A 25808-nucleotide genomic window follows, 5' to 3' on the forward strand; every position below is an offset into this window, starting at 1 on the left:
GTCCGGGGCCGTGAGGTCACGCACAGCGGCCTACCCTGACGCTGTGACCACCCCACCCGCCGCCGCCCCCCGGCGGCTCTGGGTGCTCTACCTGGGCGGCTTCATGGGACCCTTCGGCGGGGGCATGGTGACGACGATGCTGCCCGAGCTCGCCGAGGGGCTCGGCACCACGGTCCACGGCGCCTCGCAGTCGATCACCTGGTACCTCGCACCGTTCGCCGTCCTGCTCCTCGTCTCGGGCACCCTGGCGAGCCGGTGGGACCGCGCCACGGTCGTCCGGGTCGGCTACGCCGTGTACGCGGCCACCTCCCTGGCCTGCGCCCTGGTCCCCAACCTCCCGCTCTTCCTCGGGGCCCGCGCCCTCCAGGGCGGGGCCAACGCCTTCCTCACGCCGGTGCTCATCACGCTCATCGTCGCGGCGAGCGACCGACGGCACGTGGGCCGCGCGCTCGGCGGTCTCGCCGCTGCCCAGGCGGGCGGGCAGGCGCTGTCACCGCTCGCCGGTGGTCTCGCGGCCGGCTACGACTGGCGGATCGCGTTCCTCGCCACGGCCGTCGCGGCGCTGCTGCTCGCCGTGCTCACGCCGTCCGGGCCGCGGGGCCGGGTCGAGCGCGAGGTCGGGTCCTGGCGGGCGCTGGCCAACCTGCGCCTCGGGTCCACCACCGTCGTGGCGGCCTGCGCGCAGCTCGCCGCGAACTTCGTCGTGCTGTCCGCGGCGCTCATCGCGACCGACCGGTTCGGGATGAGCCCGGGTCAGCGGGGGCTCGTCGTCGTCGCCTTCGGGGTCGCGGGGTTCGCGACGGCGCGGGTCGCCGGCGGATGGGCCGACCGCGTCGGCGTCCTCACCATGGGCGCCGTCGCGTCCGCGGTGCTCGCGGCGGCCACGTTCGCCGTCCAGGTCTCCCCCGCGCTGTGGGTCCTCGTGCTCGCCCTCGCGCTGTGCGGAGCGACCGCCACCTGCGTGCGGATCCTGTCCTCCAGCCTGGCCATCGCCTCGACCCCCAGCAACGAGTCGGGGGCGACGTCCGTCATGCAGGCCGCGCAGTTCGGTGCCGGCGCCGCCGCTCCCCTGCTGCTGCCGCTGTTCGCCGTGTCTCCGGCCCTCACGGGTGCGGTGCTCGCCGCGGTCGTCGTCGGGGGCATCGTCGTCGTGGCCCTTCCTCGGGCACACCGGCGCGGGCCGCCGTCCTGATGTCACGATAGGGACATGGAATCTCTCGCCACCGGTGACCTGGCCCCCGACTTCGACCTGCCCGCGCACGACGGCTCGCGGGTCGTCCTCTCCGAGCTCGTCAGCTCCGGGAAGGGTGCTGTCGTGTACTTCTACCCGAAGGCCGCCACCCCCGGCTGCACCACGGAGGCCTGCGACTTCCGGGACAACGAGGCGGCGCTGGCGGCCGCCGGCTACTCGCTCGTCGGCATCTCGGCGGACCCGGTCGCGGACCTCGAGGCGTTCGCCGCGGACAACCACGTGTCGTTCCCGTTCGCGTCCGACGAGGACCACGCCGTCGGCGACGCCTACGGGACGTGGGGCACGCACGAGACGCCGTTCGGCACGCAGACGGGCAACAAGCGCTCGACGTTCGTCGTCGACCCCGAGAGGCGACTGACCTACGTCGAGTACGGCGTCGACCCGAACGGTCACGTCGCGCGCCTGCGCGAGGTGCTCGGGGCGTGACGGCTCCCACGGGGGCGCGGCTCGCCATCGGCGACACCGCGCCCGGCTTCAGCCTGCCGGCACACGACGGGGGCGACCGCAGCCTCGCGGAGCTGCTGGGCGTGGGCAGCGCCGGCCTCGTCGTCTACTTCTACCCGCAGGCGCTGACCCCCGCGTGCCGGCAGCAGGCGTGCGACGCCCGTGACCGGTACGACGTGTTCACCGACGCGGGCTACGGCCTCGTCGGCATCTCGCCCGACCCGGTCGAGCGGCTGGCCCGGGCCGTGGAGGACGACGGGCTACCGTTCCCGCTGCTGTCCGACGAGGACCACGCGGTCTCGGAGCAGTGGGGCGCCTGGGGCGAGAAGAAGAACTACGGGCGCACCTACTCGGGCCTCATCCGTTCGACGGTCGTGCTCGACCCGGCCGGGGTCGTCAGCTGGGTGCGCTACAACGTCCGGGCCAAGGGGCACATGGCGCTCCTCGCCCGCGAGCTCGGGCTCACGGATCCGGCGACGCCGTAGCGGCGGTTCGGCGTCGACGTGCGGTTCGGCGTCGTGCGACGACGTAGGCTCTTCCTCCGCGGGCGCGAGCCCGCGAGCGCGAGTGGCGTAACTGGCAGCCGCGCCAGGTTTAGGTCCTGGTGCCTTCGGGCGTGCGGGTTCGAGTCCCGCCTCGCGCACCGTTCCCCTAGCGGTCAGTATCCGACTGCCGCCGCTCCGTACTCGGCCTGCGACTGGCTGAACCCCTCGAAGAGGAGCTGATCGATCAGACCCTGGCGGGAGAAGGACATGAAGTCGAGGTAGTTCTCGGCGCTCAACGCCGCCTGCTCGTTCCAGTCCACCGAGAGGCTGTCCACGGCGTAGGTCGCGTCCTCGGTCGAGTAGCCCTCGTACTCCAGCTGGTCGATCAGGCCCTGCCGGGAGAACGACATGAAGCTGAGGTAGTTCTCCGCGGACCCGACGGCGTTCTCCTGCGCGATCGACCGTCCCGAGGTGTCGGCCTCCCCGGCGGCGGGTGGCTGCGGCGCCTCGACCTGCGCGCCCGCACCGTCGTCCTCGTCGGTCGCCACCGATGTCGTGTCGTCGGCGCTGTCGGAGCCCGTGTCCGCCACGGCGACGGCCGCGTTCAGCTCGTCCACCTCCGACTGAAGGGCGTCGACCTCGCCCTGGGTGTCGGCCAAGGCGTCACGGGCATCCTCCGCCTCGCCCTCCGCCTCGGCCAAGGCGTCACGGGCATCCTCCGCCTCGCCTTCCGCCTCGGCCAAGGCGTCACGGGCATCCTGCGCGTCACCCTCGGCCTCGGCCAGCGCGTCTCGGGCGTCCCTCGCCTCGGCCTCGGCCTCCTCGCGCGCCTCGACCAGCGCGGGGTCGCTCGCCTGCGACGTCCCGATGCCCACGCCGAGCAGGAGACCTGCGACGGCGGCCGCCGTCAACGGCACCCATCGCCTCTTCTTCTTCGTCGGTGCGGCGGCGGGCGGTGCGTCGGGCGTCGGTGCCTGGGTCTGATCCATGTGCGGACCGGGGTACACGGGCTGGTTCATCGGGCTGTCCTTCACGGGGGGCTGTGCAGCAGGACGGTGTGTACAACAGGGTGCTGTGCATACCGCAGGGGGGTAGGCAGATAGTAACCATGTTCTTCCGACTGCGACGCGGTTGCGGCTCACGATCTTCACCTCGCTCGCACCCGGGTGCCCGGCGCCGGCGTCCGCGTGGCAGGTCGCGCCGGGGCTGCCCGCCGGGGTAGAAACGACGGGTGAGCGACATCGCGTCCGACGACATGGGTCCCTGGCTGTCCGAGGAGGATCTCGAGCTCGTGCGCCGCAAGGTGCCGATGCTCTACGTCGACGTCGTTCCCGTCCGGGTCGGCGAGAACGGCGTCCTCGAGGCGGTCGGCCTCCTGCTGCGCGCGCGGCCCGAGGGGACGATCACCCGCGAGCTCGTCTCCGGTCGCGTCCTGTTCCAGGAGACGGTGCGGCAGGCGCTCGTGCGGCACCTCGAGAAGGATCTCGGCCCGCTCGCGCTCCCCCAGCTCCCGGTCTCACCCGTGCCGTACGCGATCGGCCAGTACTTCCCCACCCCCGGCGAGCACTACCTGGACCCGCGCCAGCACGCGGTGTCGCTCGCCTACGTCGTGCCCGTCGCGGGCGACTGCAGCCCGTCCAACGACACCCTCGAGCTCAGCTGGTTCACGCCGCGCGAGGTGCTCACACCGGAGATCACCGGCGACATGTCCGAGGGGCACGCCGACCTCGTACGGCGCGCGCTCGCGCACCTCGGTCGCCTGCCGTGACGAGAGGTGGGGAGCGGGTCGGGGACCGTCCCGCTCGTCACGACGACGTCGGTCGTACGGGGACCGGAGCCTCGCCCACCCGACCCGACGGCGTGACACCGGTCGCGCGGCGTCGTGGCGTCGTGTGGTGGGCGCTCCTCCTCGACGTGGCAGTGGTCGCGGCCTTCACACTCGGCGGTGCGGACGCCCACGAGCGGGGCGCCGGGGACCTGGCTCGCATTGCGTGGCCGTTCCTCGCCGCGCTCGCGATCACGTGGGTGGCGGGTCGGCTGTGGCGTGCCCCGACCTCGCTGTGGCCCACCGGGGTGGTCATCTGGCTCGGCACCCTCGGGATCGGCATGGCACTGCGCGCACTCACCGGCGGCGGCACCGCGTGGACGTTCGTGCTCGTGGCTGCCGGCCTGTTCGCCGCCGGGTTCCTCGGCTGGCGGCTCGTGGTGCTGGTCGTCCGGCGTGCGACTCGACCCGGTTCCGACCGCTCCCGACCGTGAGGAAGCAGCTGCCGCTCGTCAGTCCTGCGCCTTCAGCGCGTAGGGCCACTCACCCGAACGGAGGGACGGGGTCGAGGAGATGGTGGCGAGCAGCTCGTCGAACGGCGTCGTGTCCTTCAGCTGGTTGGCCAGCTCGATGAGCTTGGCGATCGTGAAGCCCATCATGACGAGTGAGCCGACGAGCCCGACGATGCCGAGGACGCCCGAGACCCCGAATGTGACGGGGGTGGCGAGGATCGCGACGATCGACGCGAGCAGCAGGACGATCTCCCCGACCCACAGCAGGCCCGAGTTACGGAATTCGTCGATGGCTTCGCCGTAGATCTCCAGCTCACGTGCGATGTCGCGGGCGTGCTGCTCGATGAACGTCATCGCGTCGCTCTGCGGCGTGCGGGCGTTGGCGTAGGCGGTGGCACCGTCCGCCGACCAGTGCTGCGGTCCGACCTCGGTGGTCTGGAAGTCCGTGATGGTCTCGAGCACGGACTCCGCCCACGCGATCCAGTCATCCTTCGCCTGCTGCACCGCGGCGTCGTCCCGGACGTTCAGCTCGACGCGATCGGCGTCGCCGGACGCGTTCGCGCAGCCGTCCGCAAGATCGTTCGCGGGGCCACTGACCGCACTGCTGACCACCGGCGGGACCTGGTTCGGAAAGTTGCGCAGGCCGCCCTCGGCATCACGCAGCTCGCCCGAGACTCGGCGTAGCTCGGACCTCAGGAACTCGGCGCTCGACATATCGTCCTCTTCTCGGTTCGTCGTCAGTGTGTCGTCCTGGTGATCCACACCCACCGCGGAGGTCAGGTGCGAGTATCGAACTCGTACTCGGACTCCTCGTCCGTCTCCTCGTAGTGGTCACACGCGGCCTTCAGCGCGCCCGCCATCAGATCCATCTCGTCGCTCCCGCCACCGGCGACCGCGGCCATCGTCGTCCGGATGGAGTCATAGACGCCGCCGACCCCGCCGCTCCAGGAGCCGCTGTCGACCGTGAACGACTCCGCCCGGCCCTTGAGCCTCGTGTACTCGTCGGCGAGCGTCGTGTCCCAGGTTCTCGCCACCGAGCGCACGACGCTGTAGGTGATCTCGATGTCAGCCATCGGTCTGTCTCCGTCCTTCGTCGTTCTCCGTCAGCGGGATGCTCCGCACCAGGTCGAGCCCACGGTCGATCGATGCCTGCTGACGTTCGGCCAGGCCCGGGAACTCGAGGTCGAGCTGGGCGAGACGATCGTCGTGTCGTCGAGCCAGCTCCTCGAGCAACGCGAAGAGCTGTGCAGCCTGGGACTGCACGTCGTAGCGCGTCGACCAGCCGCGCGCGACCGTGAGTCCGGTCGGCCGCCCGGACACGCCCTGCAGGGTGAGTAGTCCGTCCGGAGACGTCACCTCGTCGGGCTCGCCGTGGATCTCTCGGAGCCGTTCGGCATGGGCGGCGCGTACCCCGGGATCGAGCAGGTCATCGTTGCCTGACGCGCTCGACGGACGCCACGCGGCATCGGCCGCATCAGCTCCGACGTGCTCTCGAAGCTGTTCCGGCGTCATGGTGGTCAGTGTCCGCAACCTGGCGAGCAACCCCCCGAGGTCCACCTGCTCCATCTGGCTGGTGTCACGTGCAGCGACGGCGGCGCGGTGCGCCTCCACCAGGTGGAGACCGAGGTCCTTCTCGGCGACGACCTCCGGCCAGTCGGCGGCGAGCTCGATGCCGACCGTGCGAGCGTCGTCATCGACGACGAGCAGCACTGCGTCCTGCGAATCCCCGCCCTCGAAGTGCCCGCTGTTCGTGGTGTTCATGCTGTGGTGCCGGTCCTCGCCGTCGGGTGTCTCGTCATGGACGTCGATCTTTACCGAGATCGAGCACGAGTCGTGACCCCGTTGACGGGGAGTCCTCCCCCCCCTCGCGATCCTGGACGCAACCGCAGAGCCCCCGCCAGCGCGGCCGGGGAGCAGGTAGCGTCGACGGAACCGATCGGGCCGGTGCTCGGCACACATCTCGTGCGGGGCGCACGCCCCGATCCAGCTGCCCGCAGAGCCGTGAAGGAGACTGGATGGATGAGGACTTCGTGACCGCCGAGCGGTTCGTCGCCGTCGCCGGTTCCCGACACGCGGCCGAGACGGTCACACGCACGCCCCTTCGGATAGCAGGCCTGCTCGTCGCGACCGCCCTGGTCTACTGGCCCCTCTTCGCGCTCGCGGGGATCCCGTGGTCGCTGCTCGTCGCACTGGGTGCCGCCGCCGTGTCGACCGCGCTCATCGCCTGGCTGGGCCGGCGGGCAGCCCGCGACTCCGCGGCCGGACTGTCGCTCACCCTGTCCCCCGCCGGCCTCGAGTACGTCGGTGACTCCTCCGTCCGGCGGATGGCGTGGGACGACGTCCACGCGGCCGAGGTGATCCCGACGATCACCCCGCTCGGAGGCGGCGCTCCGACGGAGGGGTTCAGCGCCTTCCGCCGCGAGGGCCTAGGACTGGTCGGTCGCGGCACCACGGAGGTCACGGGCGGTCCGCTGGCGGAGCGCACCTACGCCCAGGACCCTGCGCGCTACGGCACCGACCCGGACACCGGTGAGTCGAGAACGGCGATCCCGCTGTCCCAGTTCGACGAGCGATGGGAGCGCCACCGGATCGGCGAGTGGGTGGCGCACCACCGGCCCGGCGTCGCGCGGCAGGCCGCCGCACGCGCGGGCCGCACCGGGGGCTGATCGGACCGGGAGTCAGCGCGCGTCGAGCACGCGCACAACATCGGGGGCGAGGGCACGGAACGCCGCACCCCGGTGGCTGATCGCGTGCTTCTCGGCGGGCGCGAGCTCGGCCGCGGACCGCGTCTCGCCGTCGGGCAGGAACAGCGGGTCGTAGCCGAAGCCGCCGCTCCCCCGCGCCTCGCGCAGCAGGCGCCCCGGCATCTCGCCGCGCCGCGTGACCTCGACCGGTGTCGCGCCGGGAGCACCGGGCACCACGAGCGCGGCCGCGCACACGAACCGCGCCGCGCGATGCTCGTCGGACACGTCGGCGAGCTGGGCGAGCAGCAGCGCGTTGTTCGCGGCGTCCTCCCCGTGCCGGCCGGACCAGCGCGCGGAGAACACGCCGGGCGCGCCGCCGAGCACGTCGACGGCGAGACCGGAGTCGTCGGCCACGGCCGGCAGGCCGGAGGCCGCGGCGATCGCCCGGGCCTTGAGCAGGGCATTGTCCTCGAACGTCACGCCGTCCTCCACCGGAGGTTCGATGCCGAGCTCCCCTGCCGTGACGATCTCCTCCGGCACCAGACCGGGGACGAGCGGGGTGAGGATCTCCCGCAGCTCGGCGAGCTTGCCGAGGTTGTGGGTGGCCAGCACGAGCCGGGGCCTGCGCGGCTCGCCCTGGGTGGGCTCCGGCGTCGGGACGTGCGCGACGGGCCCCGGCCCACCCGCCGCGGATCCCGGCGTCGGGACCCCGGGTCCCGTCACGCGTCGGAGCCCGTCGCGAGGGCGTCGCACTGGAGCTCGGTGAGGCGCGCGGTGCCGGCGAGCGCGAGGTCGAGCAGGGAGTCGAGCTCGGCGCGGTCGAACGCCTCGCCCTCGGCCGTGCCCTGGACCTCGATGAACGTGCCGGAGCCCGTGGTGACGACGTTCATGTCGGTGTCCGCCGCGACGTCCTCGACGTAGGGCAGGTCGAGGACCGGGCGTCCGTCGACGACGCCGACCGAGACGGCTGCGACGGAGTCCTTGAGCACGCCGGCGCCCTTGCGGACGTGCCCCTCGCGCTGGCCCCAGGCGATGGCGTCCGCGAGCGCCACGTACGCGCCGGTGATCGCGGCGGTGCGGGTCCCACCGTCGGCCTGGAGGACGTCGCAGTCCAGGACGATCGAGTTCTCCCCGAGCGCGGACATGTCCACCACCGCGCGCAGCGAGCGGCCGATGAGCCGGCTGATCTCGTGCGTGCGCCCGCCGATCTTTCCGCGCACGGACTCGCGCTGGGAGCGGTCGTTCGTGGCGCGCGGAAGCATCGCGTACTCCGCGGTCACCCAGCCCTCGCCGGAGTCCTTGCGCCAGCGCGGCACACCCGCCGTGAACGAGGCCACGCACAGCACCCGGGTGTCGCCGAACTCGACGAGGACCGACCCCTCGCCCGCCTTCTGCCAGCCCCGGGTGATCCGGACGTCGCGGAGCTGGTCGGGTGCGCGGCCGTCGGGTCGGGGCGTGGCGGTGCTGCTCGAGTCGTTGGTCATGGCGTCGAGGCTACCGGCGGGCACTCCGGCCCGGGCCGGACGACCACCGAACGCGAGGACGACTCCAGGGTCGACGACGAACCGCCCGCCCGGCACGTTCCCCACCGCACGCTCGACGACCCCCCACCGCACGCTCGACGACGTCGCGGCGCCGCGGTCACCCCGTGTTCTGCAGCCCAGCCGCCGCGCCCTTGAGCGTGATGAGGAGCAGCTCGTGAACCTCCGGGGCGACGTCGTCCGCCACCTCGTCCGTCCCCTCGCTGCCGGATCCGCTCCCCCGCAGGACCCGCAGCGCCCGCAGCTGGAGCAGCGAGAGCGCGTCGATGTACGGGTTGCGCAGGGCGACCGCGCGGCCCAGCACGCGGTGTGAGTCGAGCAGCTGATCCTGGCCCGTGACCTGCAGGACCCACCGGCGCGTGAGCTCGAGCTCCTCGAGGACCATCTCGCCGAGGTCGTCCCGGTCACCGAGCGCGAGGTAGCGGGCGGCGATGAGGTCGTCGGCCTTGGCCAGGGACATCTCGATGTTGTCGACCATCGTGGCGAACAGCGGCCACTGCGCGTAGGCCGAGCGCAGCAGCTCGACGTCGCCGACCTCGGCGAGCGCCGTGCCCAGCCCGAACCAGCCGGTGAGGTTCGTGCGGGCCTGCGACCAGGCGAAGTTCCACGGGATCGCCCGCAGGTCGTCGAGGGACTCGACCGACAGCCCGCGCTTGGCGGGTCGCGAGCCGATGGCCAGGTGCCCGACCTCCTCCTGCGGCGTGACCTGCGCGAACCAGGCGGGGAAGCCCTCGGCACCTACGAGCGCGTCGAACCGCTCGCGGGAGGTGACGGTGAGGCGCTCGGCCAGCTCGGCGTACCGCTCGGCCGCCTCGGCGTTGCGCTGCTCGACGCTCGGGGCGGACGCCATGAGCGTGGCGGCCGCGACCGACTCGATGTGCCGGATGCCGATGGCCCGGTTGAAGTACCGCGCGGAGATGACCTCGCCCTGCTCGGTGACCTTGAACCGCAGGTCCACGCTGTGGGGAGGCTGCGCGAGCACGGCACGGTGGGCGGGGCCGCCGCCGCGGCCCAGGGCGCCGCCCCGGCCGTGGAACTGGGTGAGCGAGATGTCGTGCTCCTTGGCCCAGTCGGCGATCTGCCGCTGGGCGTCGTAGAGCGCGATCGTCGCGGCCACCGGGCCGACGTCCTTGGCGGAGTCCGAGTAGCCGAGCGTGACCTCGATCTTCCGGCCGTTCGCGGCCAGCCGCTCCTGCACGTCCGGGATGTCGAGCATCTCGGTGAGGATCCGCGGCGCGTTGCGCAGGTCCTCGAACGTCTCGAACAGGGGCACGACGTCGATGACCGGGGCGTGGCGACCGTCGCCGGCAGCGATCCGCGCGAGCCGGTAGACGTTGGCGATGTCCTCGCTCGACTGCGTGAAGGAGACGAGGTAGCGACCGGCCGCCCCCTGCCCGAGCCGCCGCTGGACGAGCGCGACGGCGCGCATGGTGTCGAGCACCTCCTCGACGGGCACGGCCGGCGGGTGCTCCTCGGGGTCCACCTCACCGTCGAGGATCGCGAGCGCCTGGCGGTGGACCTTCGAGTGCTGCCGCATCTCCAGCTCTGCGCCGTGGAAGCCGAACGTGACGAGCTGCCGCTCGAGGTCGGCGAGGTCGCCGTTCGCGGCCCGGCGCGCACCCGCCGCCAGGAGCGACGAGCGGACGGTGCGGATGTCCTCCAGCGCCTCCTCCGGGTCGGCGTAGGCGAGGTCGGCGTCACGTTCACGGGTGGCGTCCAGGCGGGAGGCGACGAACAGCAGGACCCGGCGGTGGGTCTCCCCCGGCGACATCGCGGCGGCCCGCTCCGCGACCTTCGGGCTGAGCTGACGCTGCAGCTGCCACAGGCGCGAGACGGCGTCGTCGGGGGCGACCAGCGTGTCCGCGACGGTCAGGTGCATGGCGACGTCGCGCGTGCGCTCACCGATCGTGGCGAGCGCGTGCTCGGACATGATCTGCGCGGCCTCGATCGTCAGCGGAGAGACGACGTTGGGGTTGCCGTCGCGGTCGCCGCCGATCCAGCTGCCGAGGCGGACGAACGCCGGGGCGATCGGATCGGCGATGCCGGCACCCTCGGGGTCCAGCGCGTCGTCTAGGCGCCGGTACACGGCGGGCACGATGTGCACCAGCGAGCTGTCGAAGGTCTGCATGAGGGTGCGGACCTCGTCGAGCGGGCCGGGGCTGTACGGCCGCAGCTCCGCGGTGCGCCACAGCGTGTCGACCGACGCGAGCAGGTCGCGGTCGATCTCGGCGAGGGCGAACGGGCCGAGCCGGTCGTCGTCACGAGCGTCGATGAGTCTGCCGATCGTGCCGATCGCGCGGGTCACGGCACGACGCCGGGCCTCGGTCGGATGCGCGGTGAACACGGGGTGGAAGCGCAGATCGCCGAGGCGGCGGCGCGCCTCGTCCTCACCGACCTCCTCGGCGAGCGCCCTCACGGCGCCCGGCAGGGAGCTCGGGGACTCGAAGCCGCGGGCACCGCCGCCCTCGGTCTCGCGGAGCACGCGCACGCGCTGCTGCTCCTCGGCGAGGTTGGCGAGGTGGAAGTAGCAGGAGAAGGCGCGCGCCACCTCGATCGCCCGCTCGGGCGTGAAGCCGGCGACAACCTCCTCGGCGCGGGCGATGTCCGTCGCGCTGCTGGCCCGGCGGGCGTCGATGACGAGCTGCCGCAGCGTCTCGACGTCGTCGTAGAGCCCGTCCGAGCCGGACTCCTTGAGGACCTGGCCGAGCATGTTGCCCAGCAGCCGGACGTCGGCCCGCATGGCGTCGGGAACTCCCGAGGCGGAACCCGCGCCGGTCGTCGTCGTGGCCGTGGGTGGCGCGGAGGGCGGGGCCTGCGGCGGTGCCGCCTCCTGCGCGGCGGGATCGAGCGGGTCGGACGCGCGGTCTCCTGGTGCGATCACGCGTGCAGGCTAACGGTGCGCCGCAGGCGTCCGCAGGCACGACCACCGGGTGGCCACCGCGGTCGGGGCACGGCGGTAGGGCCACCGAGGACGGGGCGTGGCGGGAGGTCACCTCCGTAGCCGCAGCTCCGTGGCGACCCGGAGGACCTCCCGGGGCTCATCCTCCTCCGGCGGTCGGAGACCTGCAACACAGAAAGGGGTGCGTGCCGGCTCCCGGACTCCCGTCAGAGCACCCAGGTGGCGCCGGGGGCCGCGAGATCGACGGGCCCTTCGTAGACGCCGCGGGCCTCCTCCACCACGGTCGCCTTGTCGGTCCACGGCTGGACGTGCGTGAGGACGAGCCGGCCCACCCCACCCGTCACGGCAAGCTCGCCGGCCCTGCGACCGGTCAGATGGATCCCGCGCGCCTCGTCCCGACCCTCCTGGAAGGCCGCCTCGGCCAGCAGGAGGTCCAGGCCCCGGGCCATCTCGTCCTGACCGGGGCACGAGTCGGTGTCCCCCGTGTAACCGAGCGTCACGCTGCCCGAGCCGTCCTCCGCGGGTCCCGTCACCCGGATGCCGAACGCCGGCACGGGGTGCCGCGCGTCGAACACCTCGACCGTCATCGGTCCGATCCGCACGGGCGTACCGGTGGCAAGGGCGTGGAAGGTCAGGACGTCGGAGTAGTCCTCGTCGGGCCCGTCGCCGCCGACGTCACGGGTGCGCCCGAGGGTGCCCTCCGGCCCGTGGACCGCCAGCGCGGGAAGCGGACCGTCCGGGTGCCAGCGGCGGTAGACCTGCATGCCGATGAGGTCGACCATGTGGTCGGCGTGCAGGTGGGAGAGCACGAGGGCGTCGAGGTCGGCCGGGTCCACGTGGTTGAGCATGGCGCCCATCGCCCCGGGCCCCAGGTCGAGGACGATCGAGTGCACCCGCTCCGTGCCGTCCGGACCGGGGCCGCTCGCCTGGACGAGGTAGGCCGACGCCGCGGAGTCGGGTCCGGACATCGATCCGGCGCAGCCGATGACGGTGAGCCTCACAGCGCGACCGCCCCTCGGCTGGTGGGTTCGACGCTGCTGACCTCGGGACCGAGGAAGCGGCGCGCGAGCCGCTCGAACTCCTCGGGGTCCCCGGTGGACAGGAACCTGTGCTGCGGCGGCCCGGCGGCAGGGCTGCGCTCGATGTCGTGGGCGACAAGCGTGCGGTAGACGTCCTTCGCGGTCTCCTCCGCGGAGGAGACGAGGGTGACGTCGGGTCCCATGACGTAGGAGATCGCCCCCGTCAGCAGCGGGTAGTGGGTGCAGCCCAGCACGAGGGTGTCGACGTCGGCATCCTTGGCGGGCGCGAGGTACTGCTCCGCGATCTCGAGCACCTCGGGGCCCGAGGTGATGCCTGCCTCGACGAGCTCGACGAACCGCGGCGCAGGAGCGATGGTCAGGTCCAGGCGGGGAGCCGCGGCGAAGGCGTCTCGGTAGGCACCGGAGTCGACGGTCGCGCGCGTGGCGATGACGCCGACCCGTCCGGTGCCGGTGGCTGCGACCGCACGCCGCACGGCCGGTCGGATGACCTCGACGACGGGAACCCCGGCGTCGAGGGCGTACCGTTCGCGTGCGTCCGCGAGGACAGCTGCCGAGGCGGAGTTGCAGGCGATGACGAGGAGCTTGACACCGGCGGTGACGAGCTCGTCCATGACCTCGAGCGCGAGCTGGCGGACCTCCCCGATGGGGCGCGGGCCGTAGGGGCTGTTGCGCGTGTCACCGATGTACACGACCTGCTCGTGCGGGAGCTGATCGATGACGGCACGAGCGACCGTCAGGCCTCCGACGCCGGAGTCGAAGATGCCGATCGGCGCATCATTCATGGCGACGACGCTAGTTCGACCGGGGTCGCGTGTGCAGCGCGTTGATCAGTGACTCCTGCCACCAGGTCAAGGACGTGTAAAGGATCGCCATGGCCTCGAGGACCGCGTCGGGCCCGTCCGTGGCGCCCGAGCCGGCGGCCTCGGCGCGCGCGTAGAGCTCCTCGTCGCTGAGGGTGTCCCCCAGACCGAGCCGCGTGGCGAGCACGAGGCGGACGTCGTTGACGGCGCGCAGCACGTCGGCCTCCTCGCCGTCGCGGACGAGGAACGCGCCGTCGGGGCCCGTCGGGGTGTCGAGCTCCTCGACGACCGCCGTGAGGCGCTGGATCTTCTCGGCGCGCAGCGGCGCCTCGGTGAGCTCGCGCAGCTCGCCGGCGATCGACTCGTCCTCGGACATCGCGGGCAGGAGGCGGGCGAGCGCCGGGTCGGTCGGCGGCCGGTCGCCGGCGGGTCCGGCATCGGTGGGGACGAAGTCGAGGGCCGCGAGGACGGCGTCGTCGCCCGTGGGGGGCGCGGGCTCGGTGCCCGCGGCGCCTCGACCGTCGGTTCCTGCGTCACCGGGCGCCGTGCCGGCGCCCTCCGTCTCGCCCGGCGGCTCGCCGTGCCCCAGGAGCGAGGCGACGTCGGAGAAGGGCCGGGCGAGGAAGAGCCGCTCATGGACGTCGAGGCGCGAGGCGATGCCGCCCCGCACGCGGCGGAAGGGGTCCATGTCAGTCCTCGCCCTCCTCGATCGTGGCCCACAACCCGTACCCGTGCATGGCCGCGGCGTCCGCCTCGACCGACTCGCGCGAGCCGGTCGACACGACCGCGCGGCCATCCTGGTGCACCTGGAGCATGAGGCTGCGGGCCCGCGCCTCCGGATAGCCGAAGTAGGTGCGGAAGACCCACGTCACGTAGGTCATGAGGTTGACCGGGTCGTCGTGCACCACGCAGCGCCAGACCGGCGCCCGCCGCGCCTCGGGCTCGGCGCTCGCCTCGGCGAGCCGGTCGGTCTCCGGGGCCGCGGGAGCCTCCGGGGCGGCCGGTGCCACGGGTCGGACCATGGCGTCCACGATAACGTCCGCCGCCGGGGTCACGGCCTCGCGCGGTCCGGGCGCGGCGACGCCGACCCCTCGCGACTAACCTTTGTCCATGAGCCCCCGCGCATCGACCGCGCTGAAGACGGACATGTACGAGCTGACCATGGTCGAGGCCGCAGTGCGCTCCGGGACCGCCGAGCGTCGCAGCGTCTTCGAGGTGTTCAACCGCCGGCTCCCGCCGCGGCGGCGGTACGGCGTCGTCGCGGGCGTGGGACGTCTCCTCGATGCGCTCGGCGACTTCACGTTCGGCCCCGCCGAGCTCGACTACCTCCACCGCGAGCAGATCGTCTCCGAGGAGACGATCGACCGGTTGCGCGAGTACCGGTTCACCGGGGACGTCGTCGGCTACCCCGAGGGCGAGGTGTTCTTCCCCGGGTCGCCGATCGTCGTGGTCGAGGGCACGTTCCTCGAGGCCGTCGTGATCGAGACGCTCGTGCTGTCGATCCTCAACCACGACAGCGCCGTGGCAGCCGCGGCCTCCCGAATGGCGACGGCGGCGCACGGTCGGCCGCTGCTGGAGATGGGGGCCCGCCGTACGCACGAGGACGCCGCGGTGGCCGCGGCTCGCGCGGCGGTCGTCGGCGGCTTCTCCGCGACCTCGGTCCTCGAGGCCGGCCGCCGGTACGGCATCACCGCGATCGGCACGGCCGCCCACTCGTTCACCCTCCTCCACGACTCCGAGGAGGAGGCGTTCGCCGCCCAGGTCGACGCCCTCGGGCCCGGGACCACGCTGCTCGTGGACACCTACGACGTCGAGCGCGGGGTCGAGCTGGCGGTCGCGGCCGCGCGCGCCGCCGGCGGCGAGCTCGGTGCTGTGCGCCTCGACTCGGGCGACCTCGTGGCGCAGGCGTTCACCGTGCGCGCGCAGCTCGACGCGCTCGGCGCCACGACGACGCGGATCACCGTGACCTCCGACCTGGACGAGTACGCGATCGCCGCGCTCAACGCCGCGCCCGTGGACAGCTACGGCGTGGGGACGAAGCTCGTCACCGGCTCCGGACACCCGACCGCCGAGCTCGTCTACAAGCTGGTCTCCCGCGTGGGCGCGGACGGCCGGCCGCACGAGGTGGCCAAGCGGTCGACGTCGAAGAAGTCGGTCGGCGGGCTCAAGCGGGCGGGCCGGATCGTCGACGGCGCCGGCCGCGCGGTCGAGGAGCTCGTCGTGTCCGGGACGTCGTCGGAGCAGGTGTGGGCGGAGGTCGACCGACAGGGGGCGCGCCGCCTCATGGTCGACCTCGTCGTCGGCGGCGAACCGGTCGCCGAGCACCACGGCCCGGGTGCGCTCGGGGCCGCCCGGGAACGGCACGCCGAGGCGCGCGCGGCGCTGCCGTACCCGGCATGGCGACTCTCGGAGGGCGAGCCGGCGATCCCGACCCGGCACGTCGACGTCGACGCGAGCGACGACACCTAGCAGCCGAGGGGTCTCGCGTCCCTGCCCCCGGGTCGCCGGGACTGCGGATGGTGGTCAGCGAGTGTGCGGCTGTCGACCCGCCCAGGTCAGCTGAAGTACGGGCCGGCCGCGCCCCGGACGTCCGACGGGCGCCCCGTCTTCTGCCTCGTGCCACCGGGCCGGGCGATCGACACGGCGAGCCCGACGACGACCAGCCCGACGCCGATCCACTGCAGCCAGCCGATCTCGTGCTCGTGGACGCCGACGACGATCGCGAGCGCGCCGAGCAGCAACGGGGTCAGCCACCAGCCCACGGGGTCCTCCTCGGTCGTGCTTCTCGTCGGTGCGTGGTCAAGGTTCTCACGCGCCGGTGCCCGCGGGCCGTGGCAGTCCTCCCCGTCCGGGCGTCGCGCGCACTCGCCGAGCAGAACTCCGCTCACTCGTCGGTGGCGGGGGTCAGCGACCGCCGACGAACCACTTCCTCACGAGCGCGATGCGTGCCTCGATCTCCTCCGTCGACGCCGTGGCCACCTCCGGGCCGCCGCACCGCGAGCGCAGCTCGGTGTGGATGACACCGTGGGGCGTCCCCGCCCGGCGCGACCACGCGGACACCAGGGAGGACAGCTCCTTGCGGGCCTGGGCGCGCCGCTTGTGCTCGTCGACCCCCGCGTTCGCCGCCCGACGACGCGCGGCCGCCGCCTGGTCCTTCTGCGCGGCAGCCTGCTTGGCCTGCCGCTCGCGCAGCAGCGTCGTCACCTGCTCCGGCTCGAGCAGCCCGGGGATGCCGAGGTACTCCTGCTCCTCGGGCGACCCGACGTCGGCCTCGGTGCCCCAGTGCCCGCCGTCGAACAGGACCCGGTCGAACGTCGCCTGCGAGCCGAGGGCGGCGAAGCCGGGGAGCGCGAGCTCGTCGGAGGCCTTCTCCTCGCGGTTCGCCTCTGCCAGGAGCGCGTCCTCGGGCACGACGAACTCCCCCTCCCGCACCGGTCGGTCGAGGGCGTGGTCCCGCTCGGCCTCGAGCTCGCCGGCGAGCGCCAGGAGCGGACCCACCGAGGGTAGGAACAACGATGCGGTCTCCCCGCGGCGCCGGGCGCGGACGAACCGTCCGACGGCCTGCGCGAAGTACAGCGGGGTCGCGGTCGTCGTGGCGTACACGCCGACGGAGAGCCGGGGCACGTCGACACCCTCGGACACCATCCGCACGGCCACCATCCAGCGCTGCTCGCCGCGGGCGAAGTCCTCGATGCGGTCCGACGAACCGGCGTCGTCGGACAGGACGACGACCGGCTCCTCGCCCGCGATCCCGGCGAGCACCCGCGCGTAGGCGCGAGCGGCCGCCTGGTCGGTGGCGATGACGAGGCCGCCCGCGTCCGGGACGGTCCGCCGCACCTCCGTGAGCCGGGCGTCGGCGGCCGCGAGCACCGACGGCACCCATTCGCCGTCGGGGTCCAGCGCGGTGCGCAGGGCCTGGGCGGTCTGGTCCTTCGTCAGCGGCTCGCCGAGCGAGGCGGCGATCTCGTCGCCCGTGCGGGTGCGCCACCGCATGAGCCCGGAGTAGGCGAGGAAGATGACGGGCCGGACCACGCCGTCAGCGAGCGCCTGGCCGTACCCGTAGGTGATGTCGGCGCGGGAGCGTCGGATGCCGTCGGCGCCGGCGACGTAGTCGACGAACGGGATCGCGGCCGTGTCGGAGCGGAAGGGGGTGCCGGTCAGGGCCAGGCGGCGACGCGCCGGCTCGAAGGCCTCCCGGACGGCGTCGCCCCAGGACAGCGCGTCCCCGCCGTGGTGCACCTCGTCGAGGATGACGAGGGTGGGCTCGGTCTCGGTGCGCGCCCGGTGCAGCGCGGGGTTGGCGGCCACCTGCGCGTAGGTGAGGGCGACGCCGTCGAAGTGCGCCCCGTGGCGCCCCTGGGCGTTGGTGAAGGACGGGTCGAGCGAGATGCCGACGCGCTCGGCCGCGGCCGCCCACTGGGACTTCAGGTGCTCGGTCGGGCACACGACGCTCACGCGCCGCACCTGACCGGTCGAGAGCAGCTCGGTGGCGACCCGCAGCGCGAAGGTCGTCTTGCCCGCGCCGGGGGTCGCGACGGCGAGGAAGTCCCGGGCGTCGAGCTCGCGGAACCGGTCGATCGCCTCGGCCTGCCAGGCACGCAGCGGAGCGACCGTGCCCCAGGCGGCACGCTGCGGGAAGGCCGGCGAGAGCTGCTCGGCCGCGGCGGTCGACGGCGCCTGGGGCGCGGGCGGTCCCGCGTGCTGGGGGGTCGGCTCCGACCTGGACGTCTGGCGGGCGGTCACTCCCCGCGGCCCCGGCCGAACGGCCAGCCGCGGCGTCCGCCACCTGAGCCCTCGCCGCCGCCGAGACCCTCGTAGATCTCCTTGCAGGTGGGGCAGACGGGGAACTTCTTCGGGTCACGGCCCGGCGTCCAGACCTTGCCGCACAGGGCGATGACGGGCCGCCCGGCCTCGACCTTGTCCTTGCGGACGTAGTGGGCGTACCGCTCGGCGTCGCCGGCGTCGAGCCGCTCCTCGTGCTCCGTCTCGGTGCGCTCGAGGACGTCCGTGGAGGTCGCCGGGCCCGCCGGGGCGGCGTGCGGCTGGTTCTCGTCCGGGATGGAGCTCATGACCGCCAGTCTAGGTCTCGGTCAGCGCGCCCGGCAGTCCCCTCAGGCGTCGCGAAGACCACGCGGGTGTGTCGCGCCGGCCGGGTGCGGCGGCTCGGCTCGAGCCGGAACGACGACGGGCGGGCGGCGGCCGCAGCCACCACCCGCCCGTCGCGGAGCCCGAGGTCACTTCGAGGAGACGGCGTCCTTGAGCTTGGAGCCGGCCGAGACCTTGACGCCGTAGCCGGCGGGGATCTCGATGGCCTCGCCCGTGCGCGGGTTGCGGCCGGTGCGGGCCGCGCGCTCGACGCGCTCGACCGAGAGCAGGCCCGTGACCTTGACGGGGTCGCCGGCCTTGAGCGACTCGATGAGGACGTCCTGGAAGGCTCCCAGGGCGGAGTCGGCCTGAGCCTTCGTCAGGGAGGCGCGCTCAGCGATGGCGGCCACGAGCTCGGTGCGGTTGACGGACATGTAATCCCTCTCGTCGTACGTGGTGAGCGCCCGGTGGAGCGCAGTGCGACGAGACTACGCACAGATCTGGCCCCATGCGTGCTTCGGCAGGCAGAAATCGGCGGTGTGGCGCCGATTCATCGGCCAGTCGCGTCACGTGGACACCATGAGTCACACCCGCAACAGGGGTGCGGGGCGCGGCACGCCGCGTCCCGGGTCATGCCGCCCGGCCAGGGGCCAGGCCGCGGGTGAACCGGTCCGGCGACAGACCCGGCACGGGGTGAGGGGCGGAGCCGTCCACATGCCCGGCCACGAGCTCGGCGGTGACGGGCGCGAGCACGAGCCCCCACATCCCGTGCCCGACGGCGAGGACGAGGCCGTCCGCCGCCGCCGACGGGCCGATGGCCGGCAGGCCGTCGGCCAGGACGGGCCTCTCCCCCGCCCACGTGTCGACGACCACGCGGCCCGTGAGCGCGGGGACGGCCCGCGCGGCGACCCGGACGAGGTCGGCCGCGCGACGACGGTCGAGGGGACGTCCCTCCGCTCCGAGCTCGAGGTACCCCGACACCCGGACCCGGTCCTGCATGGGGGTGACGACCACACGGTGCTCGACGAGCCGGACGGCCACGGCGGGGTCGCCCGGTCCGCGGGCGAGATCGACGACGTACCCGCGACCGCCGCGCAGCGGCAGCCGCAGGCCGGCATCCCGGGCGATCGCCGCACTCCCGAGTCCCGCGGCGACGACGACGTGGCGCGCGCGGAGCGGCCCGCGGTCCGTCCGCACCCCGACGACCGCGCCGCGGGCGACGTCGAGCCCGGTCGCGCGGGTCCCAAACCGCACCTCGCCGCCGTGGTCGCGCAACGAGGAGAGCATCGACCGGACGAACCCGCGACTCTCCGTCACGGCCTCGTGCGGATGCAGCTCTCCGCCGGCGACCGGGCCCAGTGCGGGCTCGAGCGCGCGCAGCTCGGCCCCGGACAGAGCGGACGCCACGCCGCGCCGGGCGCGCCCGGCGCCGGTGAGCCGGACGTCGACCGACCCGGTCCGCGACCAGGAGTCGTTGAGCCCCGAGCGGTGCAGCTCCTCGTGGAGCTCGGCGCTGCGGTGCGCGAGCCGGCCGAGCTCCTGCGCGGTGGCCGCGACGCGCCCGGACGCGGCCGCGGCGAGGAGGCGCGTCGCCCACCCGGCGAGGCTCGGGTCGGGGTGCACGCGGACCGCCGGGGGGCGGCGACCGAGCTGCCGGGCGGCGTCCCGCAGGGCGCCCGGCGTCGACAGGGGCCCGACGTGGGCGGGGGCCAGCAGGGCGGCGTTGGCGTAGCTGCAGCCCCCTCCGACATCGTCCGACGCATCGAGCACGACGACCGAACGGCCGCCCGCCGCGAGGTGCCGCGCGACGGTCGACCCGACCACACCGGCGCCGACCACGACGACGTCATGGGTCCCGCCTCCTGCCGCCGCGGTATGAGAACCTGACTCGTCCGGATCCGTCATGGAGCGACGGTAGGTAGGCCCTCCCAGGCGCGGGATCACCCCGTCGGGAGGAGCGCAGGGAGGAGATGGGCGTGGACGGGCGAACCCGGGTGCTGCTCGTCGACGACCATCCGGTCGTCCTGTGGGGCATCAAGAGCCTGCTCATGCACCGGCCGGACATGGAGATCGTCGGCGAGGCCGGCTCGGCGGCGGAGTCGCTGCGCGCGGCCGGCCGCCTGGGCCCCGACGTCGTCCTCCTGCCGGCACGTCTCGGCGGGGAGTTCATCGGGATCGACCTGTGCCGTCGGCTGCGTGCCGTGTGCGACGCGCGGCTCGTGCTCTACACGGCCTTCAGCGAGGACGTCCCCACCGCCGGCCTGGTGCGGTCGGGTGAGGTGACGGTCATCCCCAAGACGACGGACGGACCGGCGCTCGTCGAGGCCCTGCGCACCGTCTCGGGCGCGGCCGGCGGACCAGGCGCGGCCGGCGGTGCCGGGGCCGCGGGCGGTGCCGGGGCCGCGCGGCCGGCCGCGGCCTCCTCCCTCGGGAACGAGGCCCGGCTCACCGAGCGCGAGCGGGAGGTCCTCGGTCTGCTCCTCGAGCACCGGACGAACCCCGAGATCGCCGCCGAGCTCTTCCTCGAGGTCTCCACCGTCAAGACGCACGTCCGCAACGTCCTGCGCAAGCTGGGCCTGCCCACGCGCAGGGCGCTGTTCACGGACGCGCGGGGCCCGGCGGACCGAGGCGCCGGCGCCCTGTCTCCTCCCTCCGGGGGGATGCTGACCGGTCGGGCTCGTCCCTAGGGTCGCTCCGATGAGTCTCAGCGAGGAGATGTCCGAGGTCGATCTGCTGCTCGTGGGTGCCACTCTCGCCGACGGCACCGGTGCGCCCCTGCGTGCCGGCACGGTGGGGGTCGACGACGGCCGCGTCGTGCTCCTGCTGCGCCCGGACGCGCCCGAGCCGCCGGCCCGCGAGCGGATCGACCTCACCGGGCTCGTCCTTGCTCCCGGCTTCGTCGACATCCACTCCCACGCGGACTTCTCGCTGTGGGGCTCGCCGGCCGCCACCACCGTCCTCACGCAGGGCGTGACCACGCTGGTGTCCGGCAACTGCGGCTGGTCGCCGTTCCCGCACGACGGCGGCCCGGACCTGCCCTCGGCGTCGTCGTTCTTCTCCCCCGAGGTCCCCTGGGACGCGACCGGTCCCGGCTCCTTCGCCCGGACGATGCAGGAGCGCGGTACCGGCGTCGGTCTCGCGCTGCAGGTCGGCCACTCCGCGCTCCGGCTCGCCGCCGTCGGCCCGGACGACCGCCCGGCCACCGTGAGCGAGATCGACGTCATGCGCGGCCTCCTCGCCGACGCCGCGGCCCAGGGGGCCCGCGGCTACTCGACTGGGCTGACCTACGCCCCGTGCTCCTTCGCGACGACGCAGGAGCTCGTGGCCGTGGCCGAGGTCGCGGCCGAGCTCGGGCTCACGTACTCCACGCACGTGCGGAACGAGGCGGGCTCGCTGCTCGAGGCGGTGGACGAGGCGCTGGCGATCACCCGGGCCACCGGGGTGCGCACGCAGATCTCCCACCTCAAGGCCCTGGGTGCCGCGAACCACGGACGGGTCCACGAGGCGATCGCCCGCATCGAGACGGCGGTCGCCGAGGGGTTCGACGTCGGCTTCGACGTCTACCCCTACACCGCCTCCTCGACGACGCTGACGAGCCGCCTGCCCGCCTGGGCGATGGCGGCCGGGGTCGACGGACTGCTGGAGATCCTCTCCGACGCCGGGCGCCGCTCCGAGCTGGCGGACCAGCTCGACGCCGGGGCGCAGCCACTGTTCGAGCCGGACCGGCTGGTCGTCGCCGCGGTCGGCGGCCGAGGTGCGGCGGGGGCCGACCAGGAGGGCCCGGCGGGAGCGATCGGCCGGTCGCTGTCCGACGTCGCCCGCGAGAGGGGCACCACGCCCGGCCGGACGGCCGCCGAGCTGCTCCGTCAGGGCTCGGGGGCGGTCACCGTCGTCGCCCACGCGATGGCCGAGGCCGACGTCGAGGCCGTGCTCGCCCATCCGCTGTGCGCCGTCGCGTCCGACGGGTGGGTGCTGCGCGCGCAGGGTGAGGGCCACCCCCACCCGCGCAACTTCGGGACCTTCCCGCGCGTGCTCGGCCGGTACGTGCGCGAGCGCGGTCTGCTCGACCTGCCCGAGGCCGTGCGGCGGATGACCTCGCTGCCGGCCTCACGCTTCGCCCTGGCCGATCGCGGCGTCCTCGGGGTCGGTGCACGCGCCGACCTCGTGGCGTTCGACCCGAGCACGATCGCGGACCGCTCGACGTTCGAGGAGCCGTGGCAGCTCTCGGACGGCGTCGAGCACGTCTGGGTCGGCGGTCGCCCCGCCGTGGTGGGCGGCCGGGTCACCGACTCCCGCCACGGCACCGTGATCACCGATCGGCCACCTCGACCGACCGCTTCCGACCACGTCCCGACCTCACGGAGGAACCGATGAGTCACCCTGTCCCTGCCTCGGACGAGAGGCTCGAGCACGGGGCGTCGGCCCTGCGTCAGCGCATCGGGATGGTCGTCGCCCTCGGCGGGCTCGTCACCGCCGTGGTGGTCGCCCTGACCGTCGACGGCCAGCTCGGCATGTGGGGCCTGTTCCCCGTCGTGGTGTACGCCGTGCTCGTCCTCCTCGAGCTCAACGTCGTCCTGTCGACGGCGATCGCCCTGCTCGTCGCGCTCGTCATGTCTCGGACCACACCGGTCGAGGCGGGCACCCTGATGTCCGAGTCGCTCGGGTCGTTCATCGCCGTCGTCGGGCTCATCATCATGCTCGGCGGCGGCCTCGGCGCCGTCGCCTCGGAGACCGGGGCGGCCCGCACGCTCGTCGCCGTCCTACTCCGCAGAGTGGGCATGAGCACCCCGGGGCGCGCGCAGGTCGGCATCATGCTCGCCTCGACGGTCCTCGTCGGCGCGCTGGGCACCCTCGCGGGCGCGAACGCCATCCTCGCGCCGCTGGTCATCCCCGTGGCGGCGGCCGCGAGCCGGTCCCGGCCGGCCGTGGCGATCATGCTGCACACGGCCGGTGCGGCGGGCCTCGTCATCGGGCCGTACACGCCGCCGGTGGTCTCGATCATGGGCGCCGCGGAGATCAGCTACGTCGACTACCTCCTGCACGCCGGTCTGCCGATGGCGGTCGTCGTGTGGGGCGTCGGGTTCGTCATGGCCCGCGTGATCCACCGCCGCACGGTCGACGACCAGTACGAGGAGGAAGTCGCCGCCCGCTCCGAGCTCGACCGCCCCTCGACGGCGAGCGAGAAGCGCGCCGCACTCGCCTTCATCGGCACGATCCTCGTGATGACGGCGCTCGGCATCTGGCTGGAGCCAGGTTTCACCTGGGCGATCGTCACCATGCTCGTCACGACCGTGACCACGGCGCTGGCCGCGGGGCTGGCCGCCCCCAAGGTGATGGACGCGTTCTTCCGGGGAGCCGGCAGCCTCGTCTGGCTGTTCTTCCTGTTCTGGCTGTTCAACCCGCTGCTCGTCGTCATGGAGGGGTCCGGGGCGTACGAGAGCATGCTCTCCACGCTCGAGCCCACCCTCGAGAGCGTCGGCCCGTGGGGCTTCCTCATGCTCGTGCTCGTCGTCGGCTGGATCGGCATCGCCGGCGCCGCCGTGGCGCAGGTCGTCCTCATCAACCAGCTGTTCGCCCCGCTGGCCATGTCGCTGGGCATCCCGCCGGGGCTGTGGGCGGCCGCACTGCTGGGCGGCAGCCAGATCGACTGGTTCGGCCCGTTCCCCAACGCCGACATGATCGCGCAGATGGGCCTCGCCCGGTCCTCCAACCTCAAGATGATGCTCATCAACGGCTGGACCGTCATGGCGGCCACGCTGGTGATGTTCGCGGCGCTGTTCCTGCTCGTGCTGTGACCGCCCGTCCACGCGCGGCGCCGGACGCGCTCGAGGCCGCACTGGCCGAGCTCGCCGAGCGCTCCCCGGGGACCTGGTCGTTCGCGGTCTCCACGGCGGGACGGGAGACCGGCGTACGCGCCGACGACGCCGTACCGGCCGCCAGCACCGTGAAGACGGTGCTGGCGGTAGCCGTCCTGCGTGAGGTCGACGCCGGGCGGCTCGACCTCGGGCAGCGGCTGACGGTCCCGGAGGTCCGCACCGGAGGGTCCGGGACGCTGCGCCTGCTGAGGTCGATCGAGGCGCTGACCCTGCGCGAGACGCTCACGCTCTGCCTCACCGTCAGCGACAACACCGCCACCAACATGCTCATCGACCTGCTCGGTCTCGACGCGCTGGGCGAGCACGTCGCGGCCCTGGGGCTGCGCGCCACCGCGCTGCGTCGGCGGATGATGGACGCGGCCGCCGCGCGCGAGGGTCGGGACAACGTCGCGTCCGCGGGCGAGCTCGCGGTGCTCTACCGGCGCGTCGGGGCGGGCGAGCTCCTCACGCGTCGCTCGACGCAGGTGCTGCTGACGATCCTGGCCGAGCAGACGGCGAACGACCGGATACCGGCGGGCGTCCCACCCGGTGTCGAGGTGCTGCACAAGCCCGGTGAGCTGCCGGGGCTGCGCCACGACGCCGGGCTGCTGCGGATCGACGGCCAGGAGATCGGCTTCGCCGCCCTCGGCTCCGACCTGCCCGACGCCGGGGCGTCGACCCTCGTGTCGGGCGAGGCTGCGCGCGTGATCGCCGAGGCCGCGCGCCTGACGGTCCGCCACGTGCGGCAGGGCTGGGCCGTCGGCGATCGACCCGCGGGGTGAGCGCGAACGAGCCCGCCTGGTCACTGCCCGCGGGGCGGGCCGGCTCCCGCGCGCAGGGCACCCGCCCACACGGGCGGACCGGAGCCGGCCCGCCGGGGTTCCCGGTGTCGGTGACCGGCGCTAGCGTGTGAGGCGTCGACCGCGCATCGGTCGACGGGTGCCTGCGACGCCGTGGGCGCCGGACAACGAGTCGCCCGCCGGGCGGCGTCGCACGGGAGGAACCCGTATGACCGTCACACTCGTCCCCTACCTCAACTTCCAGGGCACCGCGGCCGAGGCCATGGAGCACTACCGGTCCGTGCTCGGCGGCGAGCTCGAGGTGGACACGCACGCCTCGTTCGCGCAGAGCACCGGAGGCGAGCTCATGGTTCCCCCGGAGCAGGCGGACCTCGTCATGCACGCCCAGCTGACCACCCCGTTCGGCTTCCAGGTCATGGCCGCGGACGTCCCCGCCGACATGCCGCACACGCCCGGCAGCAGCGTCCAGATCTCCCTGGTCGGGGACGCCGAGGACAAGGAGGCGCTGACCGCTGCGTTCCACGCCCTCGCGGAGGGCGGCGAGGCCACGCAGCCGCTCGAGGAGGCGCCGTGGGGCGCCTCGTTCGGGATGGTCACCGACAGGTACGGCATCGGCTGGATGTTCAACATCGGCTGACCGCAGGCC

General features: G+C 73.6%; 28 protein-coding genes and 1 tRNA gene. 13 read left to right on the forward strand and 16 right to left on the reverse strand.

The window, feature by feature from the left end:
• The first annotated feature begins 43 nt into the window (after window positions 1-43).
• From ACZLKG_RS15215 to ACZLKG_RS15230, 4 genes are all read left to right on the forward strand, one after another.
• Window positions 44-1192 (forward strand): MFS transporter, encoded by a 1149-nt coding sequence (locus tag ACZLKG_RS15215; RefSeq protein ID WP_425708594.1) that lies wholly within the window; start codon window positions 44-46, stop codon window positions 1190-1192.
• A 15-nt stretch (window positions 1193-1207) separates the two neighbouring features.
• Window positions 1208-1678: a peroxiredoxin gene (locus ACZLKG_RS15220; protein ID WP_425708595.1), complete on the forward strand. Its 471-nt coding sequence runs from the start codon at window positions 1208-1210 to the stop codon at window positions 1676-1678.
• Window positions 1675-2181 carry a peroxiredoxin gene (locus tag ACZLKG_RS15225; RefSeq protein ID WP_425708596.1) on the forward strand — a complete coding sequence of 169 codons (507 nt, stop codon included), beginning with the start codon at window positions 1675-1677 and terminating at the stop codon, window positions 2179-2181. The genes ACZLKG_RS15220 and ACZLKG_RS15225 overlap by 4 nt, the downstream gene beginning before the upstream one ends.
• Before the next feature lie 76 nt (window positions 2182-2257).
• A tRNA-Leu gene (locus ACZLKG_RS15230) sits at window positions 2258-2339 on the forward strand.
• A 15-nt stretch (window positions 2340-2354) separates the two neighbouring features.
• Here the strand turns inward: ACZLKG_RS15230 and ACZLKG_RS15235 are convergent.
• Window positions 2355-3200 carry an Ltp family lipoprotein gene (locus ACZLKG_RS15235; protein WP_463649195.1) on the reverse strand — a complete coding sequence of 282 codons (846 nt, stop codon included), beginning with the start codon at window positions 3198-3200 and terminating at the stop codon, window positions 2355-2357.
• Between the two features lie 212 nt (window positions 3201-3412).
• On the opposite strand from ACZLKG_RS15235, the gene ACZLKG_RS15240 reads away from it, so the two are divergent.
• Together ACZLKG_RS15240 and ACZLKG_RS15245 are read left to right on the forward strand one after the other, a co-directional pair.
• Complete coding sequence (locus ACZLKG_RS15240) at window positions 3413-3949, forward strand: DUF4916 domain-containing protein (RefSeq protein WP_463649196.1); 537 nt, start codon at window positions 3413-3415, stop codon at window positions 3947-3949.
• A 92-nt stretch (window positions 3950-4041) separates the two neighbouring features.
• The gene (locus ACZLKG_RS15245) at window positions 4042-4440 is read left to right on the forward strand and encodes a DUF3054 domain-containing protein (RefSeq protein WP_463649197.1); all 399 of its coding nucleotides are present in this window, start codon (window positions 4042-4044) and stop codon (window positions 4438-4440) included.
• An 18-nt stretch (window positions 4441-4458) separates the two neighbouring features.
• On the opposite strand, the gene ACZLKG_RS15250 is transcribed toward ACZLKG_RS15245, so the two are convergent.
• The 3 genes from ACZLKG_RS15250 to ACZLKG_RS15260 form a co-directional block, all read right to left on the reverse strand.
• Window positions 4459-5172, reverse strand: a complete 714-nt coding sequence (locus tag ACZLKG_RS15250) for a hypothetical protein (protein WP_425708600.1) — start codon at window positions 5170-5172, stop codon at window positions 4459-4461.
• A gap of 62 nt (window positions 5173-5234) precedes the next feature.
• A complete protein-coding gene (locus ACZLKG_RS15255; RefSeq protein WP_425708601.1) occupies window positions 5235-5531 on the reverse strand; it encodes a hypothetical protein in 297 nt (98 codons plus the stop codon).
• Window positions 5524-6219, reverse strand: coding sequence for a hypothetical protein (locus ACZLKG_RS15260; RefSeq protein WP_425708602.1), 696 nt, complete (start codon window positions 6217-6219; stop codon window positions 5524-5526). Before ACZLKG_RS15260 ends, ACZLKG_RS15255 begins: the two co-directional genes overlap by 8 nt.
• A gap of 254 nt (window positions 6220-6473) precedes the next feature.
• On the opposite strand from ACZLKG_RS15260, the gene ACZLKG_RS15265 reads away from it, so the two are divergent.
• Window positions 6474-7124, forward strand: a complete 651-nt coding sequence (locus ACZLKG_RS15265) for a hypothetical protein (RefSeq protein WP_463649198.1) — start codon at window positions 6474-6476, stop codon at window positions 7122-7124.
• A 12-nt stretch (window positions 7125-7136) separates the two neighbouring features.
• Here ACZLKG_RS15265 and rdgB read toward each other — a convergent pair whose 3' ends face one another.
• From rdgB to clpS, 7 genes are all read right to left on the reverse strand, one after another.
• The gene (gene rdgB / locus ACZLKG_RS15270) at window positions 7137-7754 is read right to left on the reverse strand and encodes an RdgB/HAM1 family non-canonical purine NTP pyrophosphatase (protein WP_425708611.1); all 618 of its coding nucleotides are present in this window, start codon (window positions 7752-7754) and stop codon (window positions 7137-7139) included.
• Between the two features lie 107 nt (window positions 7755-7861).
• On the reverse strand, window positions 7862-8626 hold the full coding sequence (gene rph, locus ACZLKG_RS15275; RefSeq protein WP_425708604.1) for a ribonuclease PH: 765 nt from the start codon (window positions 8624-8626) through the stop codon (window positions 7862-7864).
• Between the two features lie 157 nt (window positions 8627-8783).
• A complete protein-coding gene (locus tag ACZLKG_RS15280) occupies window positions 8784-11423 on the reverse strand; it encodes a phosphoenolpyruvate carboxylase (RefSeq protein WP_425708612.1) in 2640 nt (879 codons plus the stop codon).
• 365 nt (window positions 11424-11788) lie between these two features.
• A complete protein-coding gene (locus ACZLKG_RS15285) occupies window positions 11789-12583 on the reverse strand; it encodes an MBL fold metallo-hydrolase (protein ID WP_425708605.1) in 795 nt (264 codons plus the stop codon).
• Entirely contained in the window at window positions 12580-13404 is an 825-nt protein-coding gene (gene murI, locus ACZLKG_RS15290) for a glutamate racemase (protein WP_425708145.1), read from the reverse strand. The genes ACZLKG_RS15285 and murI overlap by 4 nt, the downstream gene beginning before the upstream one ends.
• A 10-nt stretch (window positions 13405-13414) precedes the next feature.
• On the reverse strand, window positions 13415-14110 hold the full coding sequence (locus ACZLKG_RS15295; protein WP_425708146.1) for a DUF2017 family protein: 696 nt from the start codon (window positions 14108-14110) through the stop codon (window positions 13415-13417).
• A 1-nt stretch (window position 14111) separates the two neighbouring features.
• Window positions 14112-14444 carry an ATP-dependent Clp protease adapter ClpS gene (gene clpS / locus ACZLKG_RS15300; RefSeq protein WP_425708147.1) on the reverse strand — a complete coding sequence of 111 codons (333 nt, stop codon included), beginning with the start codon at window positions 14442-14444 and terminating at the stop codon, window positions 14112-14114.
• A gap of 88 nt (window positions 14445-14532) precedes the next feature.
• On the opposite strand from clpS, the gene ACZLKG_RS15305 reads away from it, so the two are divergent.
• Complete coding sequence (locus tag ACZLKG_RS15305; protein ID WP_425708148.1) at window positions 14533-15891, forward strand: nicotinate phosphoribosyltransferase; 1359 nt, start codon at window positions 14533-14535, stop codon at window positions 15889-15891.
• Window positions 15892-15977: 86 nt separating this feature from the next.
• On the opposite strand, the gene ACZLKG_RS15310 is transcribed toward ACZLKG_RS15305, so the two are convergent.
• The 5 genes from ACZLKG_RS15310 to ACZLKG_RS15330 form a co-directional block, all read right to left on the reverse strand.
• The gene (locus ACZLKG_RS15310) at window positions 15978-16184 is read right to left on the reverse strand and encodes a hypothetical protein (RefSeq protein ID WP_425708149.1); all 207 of its coding nucleotides are present in this window, start codon (window positions 16182-16184) and stop codon (window positions 15978-15980) included.
• 142 nt (window positions 16185-16326) lie between these two features.
• Window positions 16327-18165, reverse strand: coding sequence for a DEAD/DEAH box helicase (locus ACZLKG_RS15315; RefSeq protein WP_463649199.1), 1839 nt, complete (start codon window positions 18163-18165; stop codon window positions 16327-16329).
• Window positions 18162-18491, reverse strand: coding sequence for a DUF3039 domain-containing protein (locus ACZLKG_RS15320; RefSeq protein WP_425708151.1), 330 nt, complete (start codon window positions 18489-18491; stop codon window positions 18162-18164). Before ACZLKG_RS15320 ends, ACZLKG_RS15315 begins: the two co-directional genes overlap by 4 nt.
• A gap of 165 nt (window positions 18492-18656) precedes the next feature.
• On the reverse strand, window positions 18657-18941 hold the full coding sequence (locus tag ACZLKG_RS15325) for an HU family DNA-binding protein (protein ID WP_425708152.1): 285 nt from the start codon (window positions 18939-18941) through the stop codon (window positions 18657-18659).
• A 196-nt stretch (window positions 18942-19137) separates the two neighbouring features.
• Window positions 19138-20412 (reverse strand): NAD(P)/FAD-dependent oxidoreductase, encoded by a 1275-nt coding sequence (locus tag ACZLKG_RS15330; RefSeq protein WP_463649200.1) that lies wholly within the window; start codon window positions 20410-20412, stop codon window positions 19138-19140.
• A 71-nt stretch (window positions 20413-20483) separates the two neighbouring features.
• On the opposite strand from ACZLKG_RS15330, the gene ACZLKG_RS15335 reads away from it, so the two are divergent.
• The 5 genes from ACZLKG_RS15335 to ACZLKG_RS15355 all read left to right on the forward strand — a co-directional run bounded on the left by ACZLKG_RS15335 (window position 20484) and on the right by ACZLKG_RS15355 (window position 25799).
• Entirely contained in the window at window positions 20484-21194 is a 711-nt protein-coding gene (locus ACZLKG_RS15335) for a response regulator transcription factor (protein WP_463649201.1), read from the forward strand.
• A gap of 10 nt (window positions 21195-21204) precedes the next feature.
• Window positions 21205-22881, forward strand: a complete 1677-nt coding sequence (locus ACZLKG_RS15340; protein WP_463649202.1) for an N-acyl-D-amino-acid deacylase family protein — start codon at window positions 21205-21207, stop codon at window positions 22879-22881.
• Window positions 22878-24302, forward strand: coding sequence for an SLC13 family permease (locus ACZLKG_RS15345; protein ID WP_463649203.1), 1425 nt, complete (start codon window positions 22878-22880; stop codon window positions 24300-24302). Before ACZLKG_RS15340 ends, ACZLKG_RS15345 begins: the two co-directional genes overlap by 4 nt.
• On the forward strand, window positions 24299-25144 hold the full coding sequence (locus ACZLKG_RS15350; protein WP_463649204.1) for a serine hydrolase: 846 nt from the start codon (window positions 24299-24301) through the stop codon (window positions 25142-25144). The genes ACZLKG_RS15345 and ACZLKG_RS15350 overlap by 4 nt, the downstream gene beginning before the upstream one ends.
• Before the next feature lie 226 nt (window positions 25145-25370).
• Entirely contained in the window at window positions 25371-25799 is a 429-nt protein-coding gene (locus ACZLKG_RS15355; protein ID WP_425708158.1) for a VOC family protein, read from the forward strand.
• Window positions 25800-25808 lie beyond the last annotated feature (9 nt).

Source organism: Georgenia sp. Z2081 (genome assembly GCF_055326445.1).

What these genes read in the sequence shown, in the direction of transcription:
- ACZLKG_RS15330 (WP_463649200.1), bottom strand. Translation starts at nt 20,412, where the DNA reads ATGACGGATCCGGACGAGTCAGGTTCTCATACCGCGGCGGCAGGAGGC.
- ACZLKG_RS15320 (WP_425708151.1), bottom strand. Translation starts at nt 18,491, where the DNA reads ATGAGCTCCATCCCGGACGAGAACCAGCCGCACGCCGCCCCGGCGGGC.
- ACZLKG_RS15220 (WP_425708595.1), top strand. Translation starts at nt 1,208, where the DNA reads ATGGAATCTCTCGCCACCGGTGACCTGGCCCCCGACTTCGACCTGCCC.
- ACZLKG_RS15355 (WP_425708158.1), top strand. Translation starts at nt 25,371, where the DNA reads ATGACCGTCACACTCGTCCCCTACCTCAACTTCCAGGGCACCGCGGCC.
- ACZLKG_RS15345 (WP_463649203.1), top strand. Translation starts at nt 22,878, where the DNA reads ATGAGTCACCCTGTCCCTGCCTCGGACGAGAGGCTCGAGCACGGGGCG.
- ACZLKG_RS15295 (WP_425708146.1), bottom strand. Translation starts at nt 14,110, where the DNA reads ATGGACCCCTTCCGCCGCGTGCGGGGCGGCATCGCCTCGCGCCTCGAC.
- rph (WP_425708604.1), bottom strand. Translation starts at nt 8,626, where the DNA reads ATGACCAACGACTCGAGCAGCACCGCCACGCCCCGACCCGACGGCCGC.
- ACZLKG_RS15280 (WP_425708612.1), bottom strand. Translation starts at nt 11,423, where the DNA reads ATGCGGGCCGACGTCCGGCTGCTGGGCAACATGCTCGGCCAGGTCCTC.
- ACZLKG_RS15265 (WP_463649198.1), top strand. Translation starts at nt 6,474, where the DNA reads ATGGATGAGGACTTCGTGACCGCCGAGCGGTTCGTCGCCGTCGCCGGT.
- ACZLKG_RS15255 (WP_425708601.1), bottom strand. Translation starts at nt 5,531, where the DNA reads ATGGCTGACATCGAGATCACCTACAGCGTCGTGCGCTCGGTGGCGAGA.
- ACZLKG_RS15250 (WP_425708600.1), bottom strand. Translation starts at nt 5,172, where the DNA reads ATGTCGAGCGCCGAGTTCCTGAGGTCCGAGCTACGCCGAGTCTCGGGC.
- ACZLKG_RS15235 (WP_463649195.1), bottom strand. Translation starts at nt 3,200, where the DNA reads ATGAACCAGCCCGTGTACCCCGGTCCGCACATGGATCAGACCCAGGCA.
- ACZLKG_RS15325 (WP_425708152.1), bottom strand. Translation starts at nt 18,941, where the DNA reads ATGTCCGTCAACCGCACCGAGCTCGTGGCCGCCATCGCTGAGCGCGCC.
- murI (WP_425708145.1), bottom strand. Translation starts at nt 13,404, where the DNA reads ATGAATGATGCGCCGATCGGCATCTTCGACTCCGGCGTCGGAGGCCTG.
- ACZLKG_RS15260 (WP_425708602.1), bottom strand. Translation starts at nt 6,219, where the DNA reads ATGAACACCACGAACAGCGGGCACTTCGAGGGCGGGGATTCGCAGGAC.
- ACZLKG_RS15340 (WP_463649202.1), top strand. Translation starts at nt 21,205, where the DNA reads ATGAGTCTCAGCGAGGAGATGTCCGAGGTCGATCTGCTGCTCGTGGGT.
- ACZLKG_RS15305 (WP_425708148.1), top strand. Translation starts at nt 14,533, where the DNA reads ATGAGCCCCCGCGCATCGACCGCGCTGAAGACGGACATGTACGAGCTG.
- clpS (WP_425708147.1), bottom strand. Translation starts at nt 14,444, where the DNA reads ATGGTCCGACCCGTGGCACCGGCCGCCCCGGAGGCTCCCGCGGCCCCG.